This is a genomic window from Hyphomicrobium sp. LHD-15, assembly GCF_031157355.1.
Classification (GTDB): domain Bacteria; phylum Pseudomonadota; class Alphaproteobacteria; order Rhizobiales; family Hyphomicrobiaceae; genus Hyphomicrobium_C.
Map to the genome: position 1 here is coordinate 1,224,851 of NZ_JAVIFT010000001.1, position 19,122 is coordinate 1,243,972.

A 19,122-nucleotide genomic window follows, 5' to 3' on the forward strand; every position below is an offset into this window, starting at 1 on the left:
GTAATATAAGGGAATATCATTGGGTATGTAACTCTTTATCATCATACCCGAGCTAAGCATTGAGCTTCGACCGGCATGATGTCGGTTGGGAGATGGGTTCGATGCTCGAGCGCCGCGGGGTCGCCGGCTGCATTTTTGCGTTGTTTGCGACGTCACTTGTCGCGCTGGTTGCGATTGAGCGGAACGACGTTGCTATTTTCGACCTCGCCCTCTCCACACCCATGCTCGTCCTCTCCGTCGCCGCGATTGTCGCCGCCGCTTGCGTCCTCTATCGCCGATACACACGACGGCATGCCCCGCGCGCGCGCTTTCCGACGTTGATCGTCGTCAACGGAGGCTTGTCCCTCGCAGAAGATCCCGTGCCCGAGGTCGACGAGCTGATCCATATGCTCGACGATGCCGTCGTTCTCTCGCGCGAGGTTCCGGTCGTTTCGAGGCTCCAGGCCGTGGAACTCACAGGCTTGCTGAAGGAGCAGATCGCCGCACACGGCACAGAGGCCAACCCCCGGCAGCTGACGCTTACCGGCACGCCGCCCCCTCTCATGACGCTCGCCGATCCCGCTTCCCTCTCGCGCGTTTTCCAAATCTTGATCAGAAACGCACTCTCGGCAGGTTCACGCGCGATGCTTCGGATCGACCACGGCACGAGCGCGCTCGTCGTGCATGTCGACGACAATGGCTTCGGGCTACCCAAGAGTGAGCGCGAAGCCGTTTTCGAGCGCGCCTATCATATGGAAATTCTACCGTCGCAGCGCTCGAACCACTGCGCGGAGCTGGTGATCGCGCGGCAGATCGCGCGCGCCCACGACGGCGACATCACCGTCTCGGCCTCTCCCGAAGGTGGAGCACGCTTTACGCTTCGTCTCCCGTTGCTGCTCGAACAGGAGCGCACTCTTCAGGCCGCTTGCTAGCTATCGCGCGTCAGCGGATGGTCTTGTCGAGATTGAGCGCCTGATCGAGCCCTTTCACGGTCGCGAGACCTTTGACGCCCGCGAGATTTGCTCCGTCAAAATCAGCTCCAGTGACGTTCGCCCCCTCCAGGGTCGCGCCCGAAAGATCGACTTTCGAAAGATCCGCTTCGACCAGGATTGCGCCGGTCAGATCCGCGCCGACCATGTTCGAGAACATCAGGATCGAGCGCGTCAGATCTGCATGCCGCAGGGTCGCGCCGGAGAAGTCGCAGGATTTCAGGACATTGCGCGCGAGCGTGACGAGCGTGCCCTGGCCGGGGCGGCCTTCAAGCGGGCTGAAATTCGCATACGTGAGATCGGCACCGCGAAAATCGGCACCCGACAGATCGGCTTGTACGCGGATGCCGGTCAGGTTCGCGCCGGCAAAGCGCGGCGCATCGGCATGGCTGTTCTGTAGGTCGGTGTAGACGGTCGGGCGGAAAATGGTGCTGCCCCGCAGATTGGCCCCGGACATGTCGGCACGGATCAGCACCGCGCGGTCGAGGCGGGCAAAGGAGATGTCCGCTCCCTTGAGATTCGATCCCGTAAAATCAACGCCGTAGAGGTCGGTCCGAGCAAGCTTCGCCTGTTTGAAATCGAGGCCGGAGAGATCGAGATAGGTGAGATCGCGCCCGGCGTAGTCCACACGCTCGCCAGGCTGGGCCTTGAACAATTGCTGCGTGATTTCGCGCGCCGTGAAGTCGGCTTTCGGAGAGACGTTCTCGTCGGCCGCAAAAACGGCTCCCGCGCCGACGGCAACCGCCAGGGCGCCGACTACCCCCTGCTGCCAACGAACAGCCGCCATGACCTGTCCATCTCCATCGCGGCCCGCCAGCCGCCGTCCCCCATATCCTCAATGATTGCACGTGGCGCCGAGACTTCAAGGCCTCGTTCGGAGAGAGAGGCTTCCCGGCTACGTTTTCCTTGCCGTTTCTCGCTGATCTCACCAAGGAGCTAAAATCGCCGATCGATAAAATTCGAGTGAATCTCTAAGGCTCACGTTCACGTCTGGTCGGCACGATCTGTCGCGCGGCAACTTGGTCCGTCAGCAGAACGGATTCGGCCGAGCCACCGCGAACGCGCGCGCAGGGAACAACAATGATAAACCTACCAATCGGAACGCCGGCAGCGTCCTCCTCGTTGCGCAATGGCATTCCGTCCCAGGATTCGACATCGTCGCCCCAATCGAATCTCGATCTCAAGTCGCGTAATGCGGAGATCGAGGAGCGTCCGTCGCGGCAGACGGGCGGGATCGCGAGCTTGGTTCAGCTCAACCTCTCGGTAGAAGAGGCCTTCGCGCAGGCTCAGCAGATCAAGACCCAGCTCCTGGCGGAGCTTTTCAGCATTGCGAACGAAGACCCGCAGGACATTGCCGCGCTGTTGAGATAGCGGATCAGGTCTCGCCGACACCGCCGCCCGTTGGCGTTTGAAGACTGATTGCGTCTCCGGCTTCGAGAGCGACGGCAGCCGCGCCCGGCAGCTCCTCCACCGAACCGTCCTTGCGGCGGATCGCGTTGCGTCCGGCTTCTCCCGGCTCGCCGCCCAGGAGCCCGAACGGCCGCACCTTTCGGTAGCCCGACAAAATCGCCGCGCGCATCGGTTCGAGAAAACGAATGATGCGGAGCGTGCCGTCGCCGCTCGCCCAGCGCCCCTTGCCGCCCGAGCCGCGCCGGATCGAAAAGCGCTCGAGCAACACCGGATAGCGGCTTTCCAGGATTTCGGGATCGGTGAGGCGCGTGTTGGTCATGTGCACCTGGACAGCCGCCGCGCCGTCGAAGCCATCGCCATTCCGGTCGAAGCCCGCCGGCGCGCCCGAGCAGATTGTCTCGTAGTACTGCACCTTGTCATTTCCGAACGTGAGATTGTTCATCGTGCCTTGCGAGGAACCGAGCACGCGAAGGGCCGCAAACAGCGCGTTCGTGATCACCTGACTGGTCTCGACGTTGCCAGCGACAACGGCGGCTGGAAAGACCGGCTTCAACATCGAACCGTCCGGCACGACGATCTCAATGGGCCGCAAGCAGCCGGCATTGAGCGGGATCGGTTCGTCAAGCAGCACACGAACGACGTAGAGCACGGCGGCGCGGGCGACCGGCTCTGGTGCATTGACGTTCGTCGGCTGCTGCGGAGACGTTCCGGTGAAATCGATCCTTGCGGAGCGGCGTGCGCGATCGATGGTCACCGCGACCTCGATCGCCCAACCGCCATCGGTCTCGACCCTGAAGCGGCCATCGCTCAACCGCCCAATGAGGCGGCGCACGGCTTCCTCGGCGTTAGCCTCAACGTGCGCCATGTAGCTCGCGATCGTCTCGGCGCCGAATTCCGAGACGAGACGCAGGAGCTCGGCTCGTCCGCGCGCGTTGGCGGCAACCTGGGCTTTGAGATCGGCGATGTTCTGGGCGGGATTGCGAGCTGGATAGCGCGCACCTGTGAGCAGCGCCAACGTCTCGACTTCGAGAAAGCGACCCTCTTTCACCAGTGGCACGCAATCGATGTAAACGCCTTCTTCCTCGATGTTCGTGGCGTTCGGGCTCATGGAGCCGGGGGCGATGCCGCCGATGTCCGCGTGGTGACCACGGCTCGCGACATAGAACGCCGGGCGCTCGGCCCCCTCGACGAAGACCGGCGTCACGACCGTGATATCGGGAAGATGCGTTCCGCCGGAATAGGGCGCGTTCAGCATGTAGACGTCGCCCGGCGCCATCTCGGCGCCGCGCACTCGGATCACCGTTTCGACGGCGCTCTCCATGCTGCCGAGGTGCACAGGCACGTGGGGCGCATTGGCGACGAGCTGGCCATCGCCATCGAACACGGCGCAGGAAAAATCGAGCCGCTCCTTGATGTTCACCGACTGCGCGGTGGCTCGCAGCGCTTCGCCCATCTCCTCGGCAATTCCCATGAAGAGATTGCCGAACACTTCGAGCAGCACGGGATCGACTTCGAGGCCCACTTGCTCACGCGTGCGGGTGGCGGTTCGTGTGAGCACGAGGTCGCCGCCCGGCGTCATCTTCGCGGCCCAGCCTGCTTCGAGCACGACGGTCTGGTTGGCTTCGACAATGACAGCCGGACCCGATACCGCCTGGCCTGCCGCTAAGCTCTCGCGCCGCCACACGTCGCCCTCGTGCCAGGCGCCCCGCGCGTAGAACCGCGTGCGTGAAACCGGCGCTCCCGGCGTGGCGGCAGGCGGCGCGATCCGAGCGACCTCATCGCCGCCGCCTTCGGCCTCGACCTCGACCATGGCGATGACGACGCGCTTTTCGGGCGAGACGAAGCCGAAGCGCTGTGCGTGAGCGGCTTCAAAGGCCCTCTGCATGCTAGCCACTTCGGCGAGAGCGATCGGGATCGCGACCTCGGTTGCCTCGTAGCGGAGATGAACCAACGTTTTCGTGCGCAGCGCTTCGGGCGCGACACCTTGGGAAGCAAGCTCGTCCTGCACCTCGGCCAACATCGTGGCTGCCTGTGACTCAGCGGCGGCAATCCCGACCGCATCGAGCGGCACTTCGAGCGAACGTTCGCGGCTGGCGCGCACAGAAGAAAGGCCGATCCCGAAAGCCGACAGAAGCCCTGAAAGCGGATGCAGCAAAACCTGGCGTATGCCGAGCGTATCGGCCATCAAGCACACATGCTGGCCCGCGGCGGAGCCGAAGCCATTCAGCACGTAGGTGCTCACGTCGTAGCCGCGCTCGATGGAGATTTTCTTGACGGCCTTGGCCATGTTCTCGACGGCGATGCGAATGAAACCGTCGGCGACCTGCTCGGACGTGCGGCCGTCGCCGATTTGAGCGGCGAGATCCGCGAACGCGGCGCGGGGGGCCTCCGCGTCGATCGGCTCTTGGCCACTCGCGCCAAATACACGCGGCAGAAACGCGGGATCGAGCTTGCCCATCACCACGTTGGCGTCCGTAACCGTCAACGGACCGCCGCGGCCGTAGCACATCGGGCCGGGATCGGAGCCTGCGCTTTCGGGGCCGACTTGAAGACGCGCGCCGTCGAACGAAAGGATCGAGCCGCCGCCCGCCGCCACGGTGTGAATGCGCAGCATCGGCACGCGCAAGCGCACGCCCGCGACCTCGGTTTCGAAGGTCCGCTCATAGGCGCCGGCATAGTGCGAGACGTCGGTCGAGGTTCCGCCCATGTCGAAACCGATGACACGATCGAAGCCGGCGCGACGGGCTGTTTCCGCCATGCCGACGACACCTCCCGCCGGACCCGAGAGCACCGCATCGCGGCCGTGGAAGTGGGTACCCGCCTTGAGCCCTCCGGATGACGCCATGAACAGGAGGCGGGATTCGAGACCGCCTGCAAACGCGCCGGCGACGCCTTCGGTGTAGGTCCTCAGCACAGGTGAGAGATAGGCATCGGCGACAGTGGTATCGCCGCGCGGCACGATCTTGATCAGCGGCGCGACTTCATGGCTGACCGAGACCTGCGTGAAACCGGCTTCGCGGGCGAGCTCTGCGGCCTGCCGCTCGTGATCGGGAAACGCGTAGGCGTGCATGAACACGATCGCGATGCTTGCGTATCCCTCGCGCCGAGCTGCCGACAAATCCGCCGCGAGACGTTCCGTATCGAGCGGCTGCTCGATGGTGCCGTCCGCGCGCACGCGCTCGCGGGCGCCGATCACACGGTCGTAGAGCATGTCGGGCTTTACGATCCGGCGCGCGAAGATATCCGGGCGGGCCTGGGTGCCGATCTCGAGCTGATCCTCTAGCCCCCCGGTGATGACCAGAACCGTCGGTTCGCCCTTGCGCTCGAGCAACGCATTGGTGGCTACGGTCGTGCCGACCTTCACTGCCTCGAGGTGATGCGCAGGGATCGGCGCATCCGGAGCGAGGCCCAGAATCCTGCGAATGCCCGCGATGGCGGCATCGTTGTAGAGGCCGGGGGCCTCCGACAGCAGCTTCAAGGCCGAAATCCGGCCGTCCGGCGCGACCGCAACAATATCCGTGAAGGTGCCGCCGCGGTCGACCCAGAACTGCCACGCCGCGCGCTCGTGTCCCATGGATCCAACCGCCCTCAAGATCAACGATCCTGCTGGCTATCGGCGCGCCCTCGCCACGTCAACCGCAGAACATGAAATTTAGTCCATGCCCTTCATCATCGGGCCGGAAGCGGGTAAGGAGTGCTCATGCCCCTCGACAGCATGTCCCATTTCATCGAGCAGGAGCGAGGCCCGGGGGTTCGCGCCCGCCTCTCCGCTCTGCTTGGCCGCTGGTGGCCCGCTCTCGGCCGCTTCATCCGCCCGAGGCCTGTCCATCAGACGGCCGCGTTTTCCGCTGCCATCATCGCGCTCGCCGCAAAAATGGCGAAGGCAGACGGCGTGGCGGTCAAGGTCGAATGCCAGACCTTCGAACGTTTTTTCGAACCCTCGCCCGAGGACGTGCCGCGGATCCGCCGCCTCTACCAGCTCGCCAGCCAGGACACGGCCGGGTTCGAGATCTATGCCGAGAGCGTGGCGCACATGCTCAAAGGCGATCACGATCTCAAGGTCAACGTGCTCGAGTGCCTGTTGATGATCGCGTGCGCCGATGGGATCCTCCACCCGGCCGAGGAAGCGTTTCTCAAGACCGTCGGGCAGGCTTTCGGAATATCCTGCGAGGAGTTCCGCCGGATCAGGGCGCATTTCGTGCGCGATGCGGACGACCCCTACCATGTACTCGGGCTGGAGCCGACCGTCTCCGAGCAGGACCTCCGGAAACGCTACGTGGAGCTTGTGCAGCGGTTTCATCCCGATCGCCTGACCGCGAGGGGCGCGCAGGCGGCGCTGATCAAAGCCGCAACCCAAAAGCTCGCTGCGATCAACGCGGCTTATGAGGCCATCGTCGACGGGCGGCGCGTGGAGGGAGAACGGGTATGAGCGCAAGCCTCATAACGCGACCGGATACGCCGCTGGTCGTCGAACTCTTTCCGTCGCCTAACATCGAGCCGCGCAAGCCCGGTTTCACGCCCTCGATCCTGATCCTTCATTACACGGGGCTGCCGACGGTCGAGCGCGCCCTCGACGTGCTGTCGCGGCCCGACTGCAAGGTTTCGTGCCACTACGTGATCGACGAGGGCGGGCGCATCATCCAGATGGTGTCGGAAACCGATCGCGCCTGGCACGCGGGTGTTTCTTACTGGGCGGGCGAAACAGACATTAACTCGGCCTCGATCGGAATCGAGATCCAGAATCCCGGCCACATGCTCGGCTATCCGGAGTTTCCGGCCGTGCAGATGCGGGCGGTCGCCGCGCTCTCGAAGGACATCGCCATCCGGCACGCCATCCAGCCCCATCGCATTCTGGCGCACTCGGATATCGCGCCGGGGCGCAAGATCGACCCCGGCGAGAAGTTCGACTGGGCCTGGCTCGCGCGGCAGGGGGTCGGGAACTGGGTGGAGCCTGCGCCCATCGATCCGGACGATGCCGGGCTTAGCCTCGGGGCCAGGGGGGCAGACGTTGATCTGGCCCGGCAACTGCTGGCCGACTACGGGTATAAAATTGATCTCAAAGGCGCTTTCGACGCCGACCTGCAGACGGTGCTGCGCGCGTTCCAGTTGCATTTCCGACAAGAGCGCCCGGATGGGCGACTCGACCGGTCGACCTTGGAAACGCTATCGCGCCTCAAGGCCCCCGCGAGCCTCAATGATGGCCGGATCGTTTGATTAATCCTGACAATTGATTTTGACTCGTAAACGGCCTGGTCGCTGGGGCGCTGTTAAGCTTTCAACGCTCATCTGTCGCGGCGTTTGGGCCTGGAAGCGCGGCGGCAATTTAGGGCATTGTGCGGGCAAGCCGACCAGAAACGCGCACTCCCAGGGAATTAAAGGAAACGCCTCATGAAGATCGTCATCGCCCCGGATTCCTTCAAAGAGAGCCTCACCTCTCTCGAAGTGGCGAACGAGCTCGAGGCAGGCCTGCGCCGGGTGTGGCCCGATGCGGAATACGTCAAGGTGCCGATGGCGGACGGCGGCGAAGGCACCGTGCAGTCGCTGGTGGACGCCACCGGCGGGCGTATCGTGAAGTGCGCCGTGTCTGGCCCCCTCGGCCAGAAGGTGCTCGCCTCATACGGCTTGCTCGGCGACGGACGGACAGCCGTGATCGAGATGGCGGAAGCCTCCGGCTTACCGCTGGTGCCGCGCTCCGAGCGCGATCCGCTCACAGCCAGCACGTTCGGCACCGGCGAACTCGTATCCGATGCCATTCATCGCGGTGTCGAAGAAATCATCGTCGGCCTTGGCGGCTCGGCCACCAACGACGGCGGCGCGGGCTTTGCGCAAGCACTCGGCGTCCGCTTCCTCGACAAGGACGGCGCTGAGATCGTCGGCGCGCTCGGCGGCGGACGCCTCGACGAGGTTCACGCCATCGATATGACGAACGCCAATCCGGGCCTTGCCCGCGTGAAGGTCAGCGTTGCGTGCGACGTCACTAATCCGCTTTGCGGCGAGAAGGGCGCTTCGGCCGTTTACGGGCCGCAGAAGGGCGCCACGCCCGAGATGGTTCAGCGGCTCGATCGCAACCTCGCGCACCTCGCCTCTCTCATCAAACGCGATATCGGGCGCGACATCGCCGAATTCCCGGGCGCAGGCGCAGGCGGCGGCCTCGGCGCAGGATTGCTCGCCTTCACCGACGCCACCATGAAACGCGGCGTGGAGCTTGTCGTTGCCGCGACCAAGCTCGACGATCACATGAAAGGCGCGTTCCTGGCGGTCACCGGCGAAGGACGCGTCGATTTCCAGACCGCATTCGGCAAGACGCCGGCCGGCGTCGCTGCCTCGGCGCGCCGTCATGGCGTGCCTGTCGTCGCCATCGGCGGCGGCCTGTCGGACGATGCAAACGGCGTGTTCGAGCACGGCATCGACGGCCTCGAAGCCGCGACTTCCAATCCGATGCCGCTCGAAGTGGCGATGAAGAAATCGCGCGAATACCTGCAGAATGCCGCAGAACGCGTCGCGCGCCTCATCATGATCGGACAGCGCTCGGCGGCAGCCGCCACGCTTTCGTCTCCGGACACAACCGGCACCACATCCGCCGATGCGCCCGCCAAGCTCAACGGCTCTCATCCCGCGCTGCTGCAGCCAACGGGGAAGCGTAACAAGCCGGTCAAACGGATGCTGCGCGCCAAGCGCATCCAGGGCCTCACGCGCGCTGCCGTCGAACTCGGCCAGAGGCGCCGTTCGCGCCAGGTAAGCCCGACCGCTTAGCCGCGGCGTTTCGGGGCATTTTCCAGCGGAAGAGCCGACCGCGCCGACCGGCCGGCGCGATGATTAACCCCCGGCGTTAACCGGGGCAGCGCATCCCGTTTGCCGGGCGCAATCAAGCTTGCCATAACCGGCCAATTGGCATGGCTAAGGCCCGCATAAAAAAATGGGAACCTCTCCCAAAAGAGATCTGAGAATCGATCTGTTCCGCGGCCTCGCCCTCGTCATCATCTACATTGACCATATTCCGTCGGACCGCCTCTCTCACCTCACGCTCAGAAATTTCGGGTTCACGAGCGCGGCCGACATTTTCGTTCTGCTCGCCGGGATCTCGTTTGCACTCGCCTACGCGCCGCGCCTCGATACGCGCGGCCTTGGGGCCGTGGTCAGTCAGGTTGGACGGCGCATCGGCACGATCTATCTCGCGCATATCGCGGTGCTTCTCGGTGCATTGGCGATGCTGATCGCCATCGGTCGCGACTCCCCGCTCGATCTCTTCGCCGTCGCGCCACCGTCGTGGGCGGGCTCGACTTATTCCCATGCGGCGACAATGGCGCTCACGCTTCAGTATCAGCCGCCTTACTTCGATATTTTGCCGCTCTACATCGTGCTGCTTTTCTTCGCGGTTCCGCTGCTGCTCTTGGCGCGCGTTCATTGGGCGCTCGCGCTTATGGCATCCGCGCTCGTCTGGGTGCTTGGGGAAGTCTACACGCTCAATTTTCCCAGCACACGTTCGGCAGCCGGCTGGTATTTCGATCCGATGTCGTGGCAGATCGTTTTTGCGCTCGGCCTCGTGATCGGCCTCTTCAGTCTCGATCGGACCCCTATGAAGCGGTCGACCTGGCTCTCGGTCCTGAGCGTCCTCGTCATCGCCGCTTGTTTCCTGCTGGTTTTTCCGTGCCGCCATTATGGCCCGCTCTCGGCCCACTGCTATTTCGAACCGCTCTCGCACATCACCGGACTTCTGGACCGGCAAACGCCGTGGCGCTTTCTCAACACGCTGGCCTGGATGTACCTGATCTTGCGTTTCATCCCGCGGGATGCGCGCTGGCTCGCCAATCCGCTCGCGAGAATCCTGACCCGCATGGGAAAGCACTCGCTCGCCGTGTTTTCGCTTGGAACCTTGCTGTCGCTTGTTGCGCGCATCTTCCTGTCTGGCCCGCAAGCCGGGTGGGTCGCGCAGATCGGCGTGTTCGTGTTGGGAACAGCGGTGCTGGCGCTCGCGGCCTATCTGCTCGATGCCCGACCGCGCAACACGACGGGCTGGTTCGAGCCGGGCGCCAAATCGGTATAGGGCGTACCCCTCGCCACCCTTTCCCTTGACGCCGAGCGCGATCCCACCCTTATGTGCCCTGGTCAGCCGGCTGGACGGCCGCTGCCGTCTCACGACGGTGGAGGAAAGTCCGGGCTCCATGGAGACAGGGTGGCGGCTAACGGCCGCCGGGGGCGACCCCAGGGACAGTGCCACAGAAAACAAACCGCCCGGCGGGCTTCGGCCCGGCGTGGTAAGGGTGAAACGGTGCGGTAAGAGCGCACCGCGCGACTGGTAACAGGAGCGGCACGGCAAACCCCACCCGGAGCAAGACCAAATAGGGGTGGCCGCGTGCGGGGAAACCCGGCACGGAGGCGCGTCTTCAGGCCCGTCACCCGGGTTGGTTGCTCGAGGCGCCCAGCAATGGGCGTCCCAGATGAATGGCCGTTCTCGACAGAACCCGGCTTACAGGCCGGCTGGCATTTCTCTCGCGATAACGGGGCGCGAAGCGCAAGGCTTCGTCATGACGCAGGCTGCGCCCATTTTCTGTCGCAGAAGCTGTGATAGTAAATCGCCACGATATTGTTTTATCTCGCCATTTTCAAATCGCCTCGAGCGGGTCAACCATTGGCCGCGCCCAGGCGTTAACCCCCAGTCGGATCAACCAAAAGAAGGAAGTTTGCGATGAAAGTGATCCTGCCTCTGGCCGCCGCTCTGCTGCTCGGTGCAGCCCCTGCACTCGCCGTCGACGACAGCTTCTCCTCCGAGCCCGCGCCGGCTCCGTCGCGGAAAGCTGCCGACATTTACAGCCGTATCTCCGCGCACTACGGCCCGATGGGCCGCGACGTGAAGGAGAAGTTCCGCGATGGTCCGTGCCGGATCGAGCGGCGCTGGTGGACCGATGGCGACTACGAAGAGACGATCAAGTGCCGCGGCCCGCGTGATCGCGACTAAGGTCTGACCTCTATCAGCCCGATCGCTTCGGGTTGTCGGAACCTACACCGAGCCCGCTCGTTCTCCCGGCATGACCTTGAGAACGGGCGGGCTTTCGTTTGCCGTCCACCATAGTTACCAGGTCGAATTGACAGGCTGAAGCTTCGGGTTCTCTCATGGAACGGGAGGCGGCAACCTGGAGGAGCATGGACACATGAAGCGCATCGTGATTGTCCTGGCCTTGCTGGCGGCATCGGCCCCCGCCGCGTTCGCTGGTGGGGATTGGGACGACGACTATTACGAATATGAAGCGCGGCCATGGCGTGGCGAGTACCGCTCTTACAGCTACGGCGTGCCGACTTATCGCATCCCTTCGCACGGATACTACGTGCCCTACGGCGCCTACTACGCAGACGAGGACTACGATTACGGTCCGAACTGCAAGATCGAGCGCAAGTGGCGGCGCGGCTATTACAAAGAACGCATCGAGTGCGATGACGACGACGATTGAGGCCGGGGAAATGGGCTCAAGCGTTGGCGGGTGTCGGTTTTTGACCCGGAGCGGACGTCGAGCGGCGCCCTGAGCGGCTAGCGTGCATCCGACGCGATCGCACCGAAGCGACTGTGGGCTTCAAGTGCGAGCCCCGTGGCTACGGAGCCGAACGCATCGCCTTCGACGACGCGGGCATTGCCGAACGCCTTTCGCAAGGTCGCAAGCAGCAGCGGTATCCGCGACGAGCCGCCGGTCAGAAACAGCGAGCCGATGGCGTCGGCGGCCACGTTGCTTTGGCTTAGGGTGCTTCTGATTGTCTTATGGATCTGGCCGATCTGGTCGGCAATCGCGCCCTCGAACTGCTTCCTCGTGATGTCGATCGACTCGATACCGGCGAGCTTCTGCAAATCCATCGCAACGAGCTTTGCGGAGGAGAGCTGGATCTTGACGTCCTCGACGGCGGTCAGCAGCGCGTGACCCTTCCTGTTCTCCAGAACCTCGAGCAGCCGGTCGAGCTTTTCGGGCTCGAACACATCTCGGCGTACTCGGCGAATGTCGGCAAAGATCTTGTGGTCATAGAGGAAGTTGATGCGCTGCCAGGTTGCAAGGTCCTGGTACCACCACGAGGGTGTTTCCATGTCCTTGTGACGAAGCTTGGCACCAAGCCCGAGATCGGGAAGCACGGCATCGACTTCAAGACGACGGTCGAAATCGGTGCCGCCGATGTGCACGCCCGAATAGGCGAGAATATCGGACTTCCGATCCGGTTTGCCGCGCCGATGCGGAGAGACGCGGACAATGGAGAAGTCCGAAGTGCCGCCGCCGATGTCGACGACGAACGCGAGCTCTTCGGTGCCGACTTGGCGCTCATAGTCGAGGGCAGCGGCGATGGGCTCGAACTGGAATTCGATATACTTGAAGCCTGCGTGTTGCGCCGCCTGCCGGAGTTGATCCTCTGCACTCTTGTCGGCCTCCGAGTCGTCGTCCACGAAAAACACCGGGCGGCCCATGACGACGGACGACGGTTCGTCGGCGGCCTTGCGCACGTAGCTGAGGAAAAGCGAGATGATCTCATCGAACCGGAGTCGCTTTGTTCCAACTTGCGTTTGCTCGTGGATGAGGGAGGATCCGAGAACCGATTTCAGCGAGCGCATCAGGCGTCCATTCTCGCGCTGCAAGTAGCGGGAGACTGCATCGCGGCCAAAGGTGACGCTTGCGTCCTCGAAGCTGAAGAATACTGCGGTGGGGATTGAAACGCGGCCCTCCTGCAGGGGGATCAGAGAGGGATGAGTTTCCGCAGCATGGCCGATAGCGCTGTTGGATGTGCCGAAGTCAAGGCCGCACGCGCCGGAGGCAAGTGTCACAATCATTTCCTATGAGGATTTGGAGGTGCCGCATGCGGTCCGCGAGGACGCTTCAAGGGCGACAACACGCGCGCGATGGCGCAGGGATGCATGAGTTAGCAAGTTGCGAGGATGCCTACAAGTTGTTGCTTTGGGTGAGCGTGTTCGGTCGTACGAGCCTCCGAACAAATGTCAGCATCAGCGCCGATTAAGCGGACGTCTCCCACAAAAAAATCGAACGAGAGCAGACTTTGTTAGAACCAAAGTTCGCTCCTAGGATGGAGCTACGAAGCTCGCGAATGCACGCAGGTCGGTTCACGTCCGCTTATGGCCCCGAGCGGACGTCGGTAAGGGAAGAAGGTTCGCGAACTGTAAGCCGGATCTCCGGCGCCGCTCAGAGCGGGCGGCCCTTGCCGGTCAGCAGCCACTTCGGATCGAACCAGCGGTCGGCGGGGCCATCATAGGGGAGCCGCGTGATATCCCAGTGCATGATGAACGGCGCGTAGACATCCCACAGGGCCGGTCCTCCACCGATGAAGACGACCCGATCTGCAAATTCCGCGAGCACGTCTTCCGGCCGCTCGCTGGAGCGGGCGACACGAAGTGTCATCTGAGCACGTCCGAAATCCGGGACAGCGCCGATGGTCTTGGGGCCGGCGATCAGAACATGCCCACGCGTGATCTCGAAAAAGCGCTCGACGTCCGCCCTGAATTCGGGCCGCGGATCGCCTTCCCAAGGCAGCTCGCCCTTGAGGCCCAGCTGGCCGCTCAACCCAATGGCGCAGATGCAGCGCACGTCGCTCATTCACGTTTCGCGGTCGCCCGCGCCTCTCAATTTGCAAAATTCATAAACGTTTCGGACTGGTAGTAGATCCCCGTGATTTCCTCAAGCGACTTGGGACGACCTACTTTTCAAGGAACGGCGCCAGTACCTTCAAAAGCTGCTGCGGGCGTTCGTGCTGAGGCAGATGGTGGCATCCCTCCAGCACCGTAAACTCCGCACGCGGGATCGCGGCTTTGAGACGGCGACCAGCCTTCAGCGGCACGATCGGATCCTTCCGGCACCAGACGATCAGGGTCGGCCGGCCGATTGTGGCGTAGCGCTTCGCGACCGCGTCGGCGCCCTCCTCCGTCACGATGGCGCGTGCGGTTGCCAGGAACGCCGTCATCGCAGCGGGATCGCGGTAGGGCGCGGCGTAACCTTCTACGAGGTCGTCGGTGATCGCGGTGTTCTTTTTTCCGCCAACATGGCCGCCCATGGCCTCGCGCAGCAGCAAACGCGCCATGGCTTCCGGCGACAGCGCCGAGACGAGCGTATCGGGGACCAGCGGCGCCTTGACAAGATCGAAATAGCGCGGCGTCGAGCGCGGCAAGGCGGGCGAACCGATGACGACGATCCGGCGAATGCGCGATGTGCCGGCAATCCCCTCGGCCAAAGCGGTTCGCAACGCGACCGTGCCGCCAAAGGAATGACCGATCAACGTCACCCCTTCGAGGCCGCGTTCCACGATGAAGCGAGCGACGAGCGCCGCCTGATCCTCGGCCGAATAGGCGCCATCATCGGGCTTTTCCGATCGGCCGAAGCCCTTGAGGTCGAGCGCGATGACGCGATGGCGCGCCGCCAACGCCGGGGCGATCTCGCGCCAGGTGAAGGTCGACTCGCCAAGTCCATGCAGCAGGAGCAACGGCGCACCCTGGCCGTGCTCCTCGACGTAGAGGGTGACGGACGGCCGACCCGGCTGTGCAACGGCGATGCGCTGACCAAGGGGCTCCGCGGCCGGGGCAGAGAGGGCATTGGAAGCCATGCCGGCCGCAAACGCCGTCAAGACGGCGCCAAGCATCGCCGTGGTTCGCGCACGCCGCCCATTCATTCAACCCGTTCCTTTCCGCCCTTGCTCACCTTTGCATAACGCTGCCGCGCGGAGCTGACGATGGGTCGGGTTATGAACGTCGTGCAGATAACGCCGACATCTTTGCCCGGAAATACAGGCTTAAACCCCGTCCAAATCCTTAACGATCCATTGACGCCCATACCGAACCATGGCATCCCATATATGCCCGACCGCACCGGGCAAGGGCCCGTGGTCGTGGCGCTGGCTTCGAGAGAGGGCCGAAGCACAAGCGACCGCCACGGCCCAGCCCGGAGCGGTGGGTGTTGTCCCCGCTCAGGGGCCATCGGTGGGATTTCGGAAAAGCGTTTCTGTAGTGGCGTTGGAGAACGAGGCTCGAAAAGGGGATGGACCGCTTTGTCTCGACGTTCACCAACAAGATCGACGCCAAAGGGCGCGTCTCAATCCCTGCTCCCTTCCGCGCCGTCCTCGAGCGCGACGGCTATAGCCAGGGAAGCACCGGCGGAATCTATTGCTACCCCTCGATCGATGCTCCGGCTCTCGATGCAGGCGGCGAAAGACTTGCGAAAAAGATCGACGGGCTTCTCGCAGGCCTGCCGGACTATTCGGACGAGCGAGACGAGCTCTCTGTCGCACTCTATGGCGACGTCCAGGTTCTCAGCATCGACGGCGACGGGCGTATCGTCCTTCCTGAAAGCCTTCGTCGCCACGCCGGTCTTCAGGATCTCGTCACATTTGTCGGCCTTGGCGACAAGTTTCAAATCTGGGCTCCTCAAGCCTTCGAAGAGCGGCGCGCACGCGCCCGCGAAAAGGCTCAGGAGCATCGAAAGCTGTTCGGCGCGGGGAGCGCCCATCGCACCGGCGATGGCGACGAGGGGGCACGGGAATGACGCCCCGGAGCACCGGCTCGAGACCGGTGCGCCAGGACGTGCGGGCTCAAATTCCCGTGCCTCTCTCGGAACTCGGCTGAATTAGCCGTTCAAACTTAGCGGCTCGTGCGCGCGATAAGCGTGGCCCGGGCCGCAGAATGCCCTATAAAGCGGCCGATCATGACTGCGGCCTCCCCAGATACTCCCCGTCACATCTCCGTCCTCCTCGCGGAGGTCGTCGAGCAATTGCAACCGGCGGCGGGTGAAACCTACATTGACGGAACCTTCGGAGCGGGCGGCTATTCCCGCGCCATTCTCGAGGCGGCCGACTGCCGGCTGATCGCGATCGAGCGCGATCCCACGGCCCTCGCAGGCGGACAAGATCTCGTTCGTGAATTCGGCGGGCGGCTGACGCTGGTTCCCGACACCTTCAGCAACATGGAACAGGCGGCAGCTTCGGCCGGGTTCGCTCAGGTCGACGGCGTCGTGCTCGATATCGGCGTCTCGTCGATGCAGCTCGACCAGCCTGCCCGTGGCTTCTCGTTCCTGCGCGACGGCCCGCTCGACATGCGCATGTCGCTGGATGGCCCTTCGGCTGCCGATGTCGTCAACACTGCCGACGAGGAAGACCTCGCCAATATTCTCTACGAATTCGGCGAAGAACGCCGCTCGCGGGCGATCGCGCGCACGCTGGTGAAAGCGCGGGCGGATGCACCGATCACCACCACCAAGGCGCTCGCCGATATCGTCGAACGCGTACTCGGACGGGCGCGCGGAGACGAGAAGCATCCGGCGACGCGGACGTTCCAGGCGCTCCGGATTTACGTCAATGACGAGCTGGGCGAACTCGAACGCGCGCTGGCGGCGGCCGAATGCCTGCTCAAGCCCGGCGGGCGGCTGCTCGTCGTCACTTTCCATTCGCTGGAAGACCGCATCGTCAAACGCTTCCTGCAGGAGCGCTCCGGCAAGGTGGAGGGCGGATCACGCTACCTTCCGGCGCCAAAAGGCCCCGTCCACGCGCCAAGTTTCCGAATTGTTAACACTCGCGGATTTACACCTAACAAAAAGGAAACGGACGCAAATCCGCGGGCGCGCTCGGCGCGGCTACGGGTGGGTTTCAGGACAGATGCCCCTGCGTGGCACGCGCGTTAATCGGGTGCTTTCCTTTCCAAGGTCTTGACTTTGTTTCTCGTTGGTTGAGGTCGATCCGATGCATCCGCTCACAGTTTCGGCAGCGTTTCTCGCCATTTCGAGTGCCTTTCTGCTCTACGGGCTCTCATACGATACCCGGCAGCTCGAGGCCCGCGTGGCGGCCGAGGAGCGGCGCGCGGAACTCGCGCGATCGGATATCGCCGTGCTCAAGGCGGAGCGCGCGCATCTCGCACGACCGAGCCGGATCGAGCCGCTGGCTCGTGCGCAGGGGCTGGCGCCCCTCACCGATAAGCAGGTGACGGACAGCGTACCGGCGTCCGACATTCGCACGGGGGCGGTCAACCGCTAAAGGGGTCCGGGGGAAATCATGAAGGGGGCGGCCAGGGGCGGACGGCAAACACGCTCTCCAGAGCTTGCCCGTTCGCGCGCCGACATCCTGCGGGGCACGGGCGGCCTCAGAACGCGCCTCGTCATGCTCGGCATCGCGTTTCTATTCGGCTCCATCGCCCTGCAGCTCGCACGCCTCGCCACGACCGGCGGCCTCGATATGGTCGCCACCCTCACCGAGCCGGTTGCGCGCAGCTATGTGCGTCCCGACATTCTCGATCGCGGTGGCCGGCTACTCGCAACCGATATCGAGATGCCGTCGCTCTACGCCGATCCGTTCCTCGTCCAGAGCATCGACGAGGTCACGGAGCGGCTTGGTGGCGTGCTGCCAGACCTCAACGAGGGCGAACTGCGCCGCACGCTGTCGGATCGCAACCGGCGTTTCATCTGGTTGAAGCGCGGTATGCCACCTAAGGTCGCTCAGCGAGTTCATGACCTTGGACTTCCCGGTCTCGATTTCCGCACCGAGCTGAGGCGCGCCTATCCGCTGGAACGACTGGCAGGCCATGTGCTCGGCTCGGTCAACGTCGACAACCGCGGCATCAGCGGTATCGAGCGCGCGATCGACGATACGATCGGCGTCGAGCCTTCGCACGGAGCAGCCTCGAATGCCGGAACGCCGGTGCGGCTGACGCTCGATCTCGGCGTGCAGCATGCCGTCGAAGACGAACTGCTGGGTGCCATGACCCGCTTCGAGGCCAAGGGCGCGGCCGGGCTCGTCATGGATATCCGGACCGGCGAGATGCTCGCCGCGTCGTCGCTGCCGGGCCTCGATCCGTCGCAACCGGGCGAAGCCCTCGCCCCCGAGCGCCTCGACAAAATCCAGGGCGGAACCTACGAGCTCGGCTCGATCTTTAAAATCCTGACCGTCGCCATGGCGCTCGAAGGCGGGAACACTAAGCTCGACACGGTGCTCGACGTGACGAAGCCGCTGACCGCGGGACGGTTCACGATCAAGGATCTACATTCGTCCGGGCGCCCGCTCACCGTGTCAGAGGTATTCATTCACTCCTCGAACGTCGGCTCGGGTCTGCTCGCGCTCGCCGAGGGGCCCGACAAGCAGAAGGCGTTTCTCGAAAAGCTCGGCCTCATGACACCGATGCGGACCGACGCGGGGCCAGTCGCGCCGCCGCAGCTTCCGCCGCGTTTCGGGCGCGTCGAGCAGATCACGGTGGCTTACGGGCACGGCATGGCGGTTGCGCCGATCCAGTTCGCGGCGGCGACGGCAGCCGTGCTCAACGGCGGTACGGCGGTGACGCCCACCTACTTTCGCGGACGCAACGATGCCGCCACACCCGGCGCGCGTCTCGTCAGCGCGGAAACCAGCAACAGCCTCCGCGTCCTGCTTCGCCGCAACGTGAGCGAGCGCGAGGGAACTGGGCGGCGGGCGGATGTTCCCGGATATCGCGTCGGCGGCAAAACGGGCACGGCGGAGATGCCGGGCCGTGGCGGTTATCAGGAAAAGTCCGTCGTAGCCTCGTTTCTCGCCGCCTTCCCGATGGACGCTCCGCAGTATCTGGTGCTGGTGCTGCTGTTCGAGCCGAAGGGAACGGCCGAGGCCGATGGCGAGGTTTTGGCCGGGCGCAACGCGGCGCCGACGGCTGGGCGCGTGATCGCGCGCATCGCGCCGCTCCTCGGGGTAAAACCGGACGGAGACGTCGCGCAGCTTCCTGCCGGTACTCCTTAACGCAATCCCAACGCCTCGGGGACGATAG

At 64.0% G+C, this 19,122-nt stretch carries 17 protein-coding genes and 1 other RNA gene; 13 read left to right on the forward strand and 5 right to left on the reverse strand.

What is annotated here, in order from left to right; genetic code table 11:
- The first annotated feature begins 101 nt into the window (after positions 1-101).
- Positions 102-911 carry a HAMP domain-containing sensor histidine kinase gene (locus RCO24_RS05480; RefSeq protein ID WP_308960466.1) on the forward strand — a complete coding sequence of 270 codons (810 nt, stop codon included), beginning with the start codon at positions 102-104 and terminating at the stop codon, positions 909-911.
- Positions 912-921: 10 nt separating this feature from the next.
- On the opposite strand, the gene RCO24_RS05485 is transcribed toward RCO24_RS05480, so the two are convergent.
- Complete coding sequence (locus RCO24_RS05485) at positions 922-1,755, reverse strand: pentapeptide repeat-containing protein (protein ID WP_308960469.1); 834 nt, start codon at positions 1,753-1,755, stop codon at positions 922-924.
- Between the two features lie 293 nt (positions 1,756-2,048).
- Here RCO24_RS05485 and RCO24_RS05490 point away from each other — a divergent pair, with 293 nt between their 5' ends.
- The gene (locus RCO24_RS05490; protein ID WP_308960470.1) at positions 2,049-2,339 is read left to right on the forward strand and encodes a hypothetical protein; all 291 of its coding nucleotides are present in this window, start codon (positions 2,049-2,051) and stop codon (positions 2,337-2,339) included.
- Between the two features lie 4 nt (positions 2,340-2,343).
- Here the strand turns inward: RCO24_RS05490 and RCO24_RS05495 are convergent, their stop codons facing one another.
- Complete coding sequence (locus tag RCO24_RS05495) at positions 2,344-5,952, reverse strand: hydantoinase B/oxoprolinase family protein (protein ID WP_308960472.1); 3,609 nt, start codon at positions 5,950-5,952, stop codon at positions 2,344-2,346.
- Between the two features lie 126 nt (positions 5,953-6,078).
- Here RCO24_RS05495 and RCO24_RS05500 point away from each other — a divergent pair, with 126 nt between their 5' ends.
- The 7 genes from RCO24_RS05500 to RCO24_RS05530 all read left to right on the forward strand — a co-directional run bounded on the left by RCO24_RS05500 (position 6,079) and on the right by RCO24_RS05530 (position 11,824).
- Positions 6,079-6,807, forward strand: coding sequence for a DnaJ family molecular chaperone (locus RCO24_RS05500; protein WP_308960473.1), 729 nt, complete (start codon positions 6,079-6,081; stop codon positions 6,805-6,807).
- The gene (locus RCO24_RS05505; protein ID WP_308960475.1) at positions 6,804-7,592 is read left to right on the forward strand and encodes an N-acetylmuramoyl-L-alanine amidase; all 789 of its coding nucleotides are present in this window, start codon (positions 6,804-6,806) and stop codon (positions 7,590-7,592) included. Before RCO24_RS05500 ends, RCO24_RS05505 begins: the two co-directional genes overlap by 4 nt.
- Before the next feature lie 174 nt (positions 7,593-7,766).
- Positions 7,767-9,131, forward strand: coding sequence for a glycerate kinase (locus RCO24_RS05510; RefSeq protein WP_308960477.1), 1,365 nt, complete (start codon positions 7,767-7,769; stop codon positions 9,129-9,131).
- Between the two features lie 163 nt (positions 9,132-9,294).
- A complete protein-coding gene (locus RCO24_RS05515; RefSeq protein WP_308960478.1) occupies positions 9,295-10,422 on the forward strand; it encodes an OpgC domain-containing protein in 1,128 nt (375 codons plus the stop codon).
- Between the two features lie 62 nt (positions 10,423-10,484).
- Positions 10,485-10,864: RNase P RNA component class A (gene rnpB / locus RCO24_RS05520), an RNA gene on the forward strand.
- A 200-nt stretch (positions 10,865-11,064) separates the two neighbouring features.
- The gene (locus RCO24_RS05525; RefSeq protein WP_308960480.1) at positions 11,065-11,334 is read left to right on the forward strand and encodes a hypothetical protein; all 270 of its coding nucleotides are present in this window, start codon (positions 11,065-11,067) and stop codon (positions 11,332-11,334) included.
- 193 nt (positions 11,335-11,527) lie between these two features.
- Positions 11,528-11,824, forward strand: coding sequence for a hypothetical protein (locus RCO24_RS05530; protein ID WP_308960481.1), 297 nt, complete (start codon positions 11,528-11,530; stop codon positions 11,822-11,824).
- A gap of 77 nt (positions 11,825-11,901) precedes the next feature.
- Here RCO24_RS05530 and RCO24_RS05535 read toward each other — a convergent pair whose 3' ends face one another.
- The 3 genes from RCO24_RS05535 to RCO24_RS05545 form a co-directional block, all read right to left on the reverse strand.
- A complete protein-coding gene (locus RCO24_RS05535) occupies positions 11,902-13,170 on the reverse strand; it encodes an Hsp70 family protein (protein ID WP_308960483.1) in 1,269 nt (422 codons plus the stop codon).
- Between the two features lie 373 nt (positions 13,171-13,543).
- Complete coding sequence (locus tag RCO24_RS05540) at positions 13,544-13,954, reverse strand: diacylglycerol kinase (RefSeq protein WP_308960485.1); 411 nt, start codon at positions 13,952-13,954, stop codon at positions 13,544-13,546.
- Positions 13,955-14,054: 100 nt separating this feature from the next.
- Complete coding sequence (locus tag RCO24_RS05545) at positions 14,055-15,020, reverse strand: alpha/beta hydrolase (RefSeq protein ID WP_308960486.1); 966 nt, start codon at positions 15,018-15,020, stop codon at positions 14,055-14,057.
- A gap of 365 nt (positions 15,021-15,385) precedes the next feature.
- On the opposite strand from RCO24_RS05545, the gene mraZ reads away from it, so the two are divergent.
- The 4 genes from mraZ to RCO24_RS05565 all read left to right on the forward strand — a co-directional run bounded on the left by mraZ (position 15,386) and on the right by RCO24_RS05565 (position 19,094).
- On the forward strand, positions 15,386-15,889 hold the full coding sequence (gene mraZ / locus RCO24_RS05550; protein WP_308960487.1) for a division/cell wall cluster transcriptional repressor MraZ: 504 nt from the start codon (positions 15,386-15,388) through the stop codon (positions 15,887-15,889).
- A 159-nt stretch (positions 15,890-16,048) separates the two neighbouring features.
- The gene (rsmH, locus tag RCO24_RS05555; RefSeq protein WP_308960488.1) at positions 16,049-17,020 is read left to right on the forward strand and encodes a 16S rRNA (cytosine(1402)-N(4))-methyltransferase RsmH; all 972 of its coding nucleotides are present in this window, start codon (positions 16,049-16,051) and stop codon (positions 17,018-17,020) included.
- A gap of 58 nt (positions 17,021-17,078) precedes the next feature.
- On the forward strand, positions 17,079-17,369 hold the full coding sequence (locus RCO24_RS05560) for a cell division protein FtsL (RefSeq protein ID WP_308960490.1): 291 nt from the start codon (positions 17,079-17,081) through the stop codon (positions 17,367-17,369).
- Between the two features lie 18 nt (positions 17,370-17,387).
- Positions 17,388-19,094 (forward strand): penicillin-binding protein 2, encoded by a 1,707-nt coding sequence (locus RCO24_RS05565; protein ID WP_308960492.1) that lies wholly within the window; start codon positions 17,388-17,390, stop codon positions 19,092-19,094.
- Positions 19,095-19,122 lie beyond the last annotated feature (28 nt).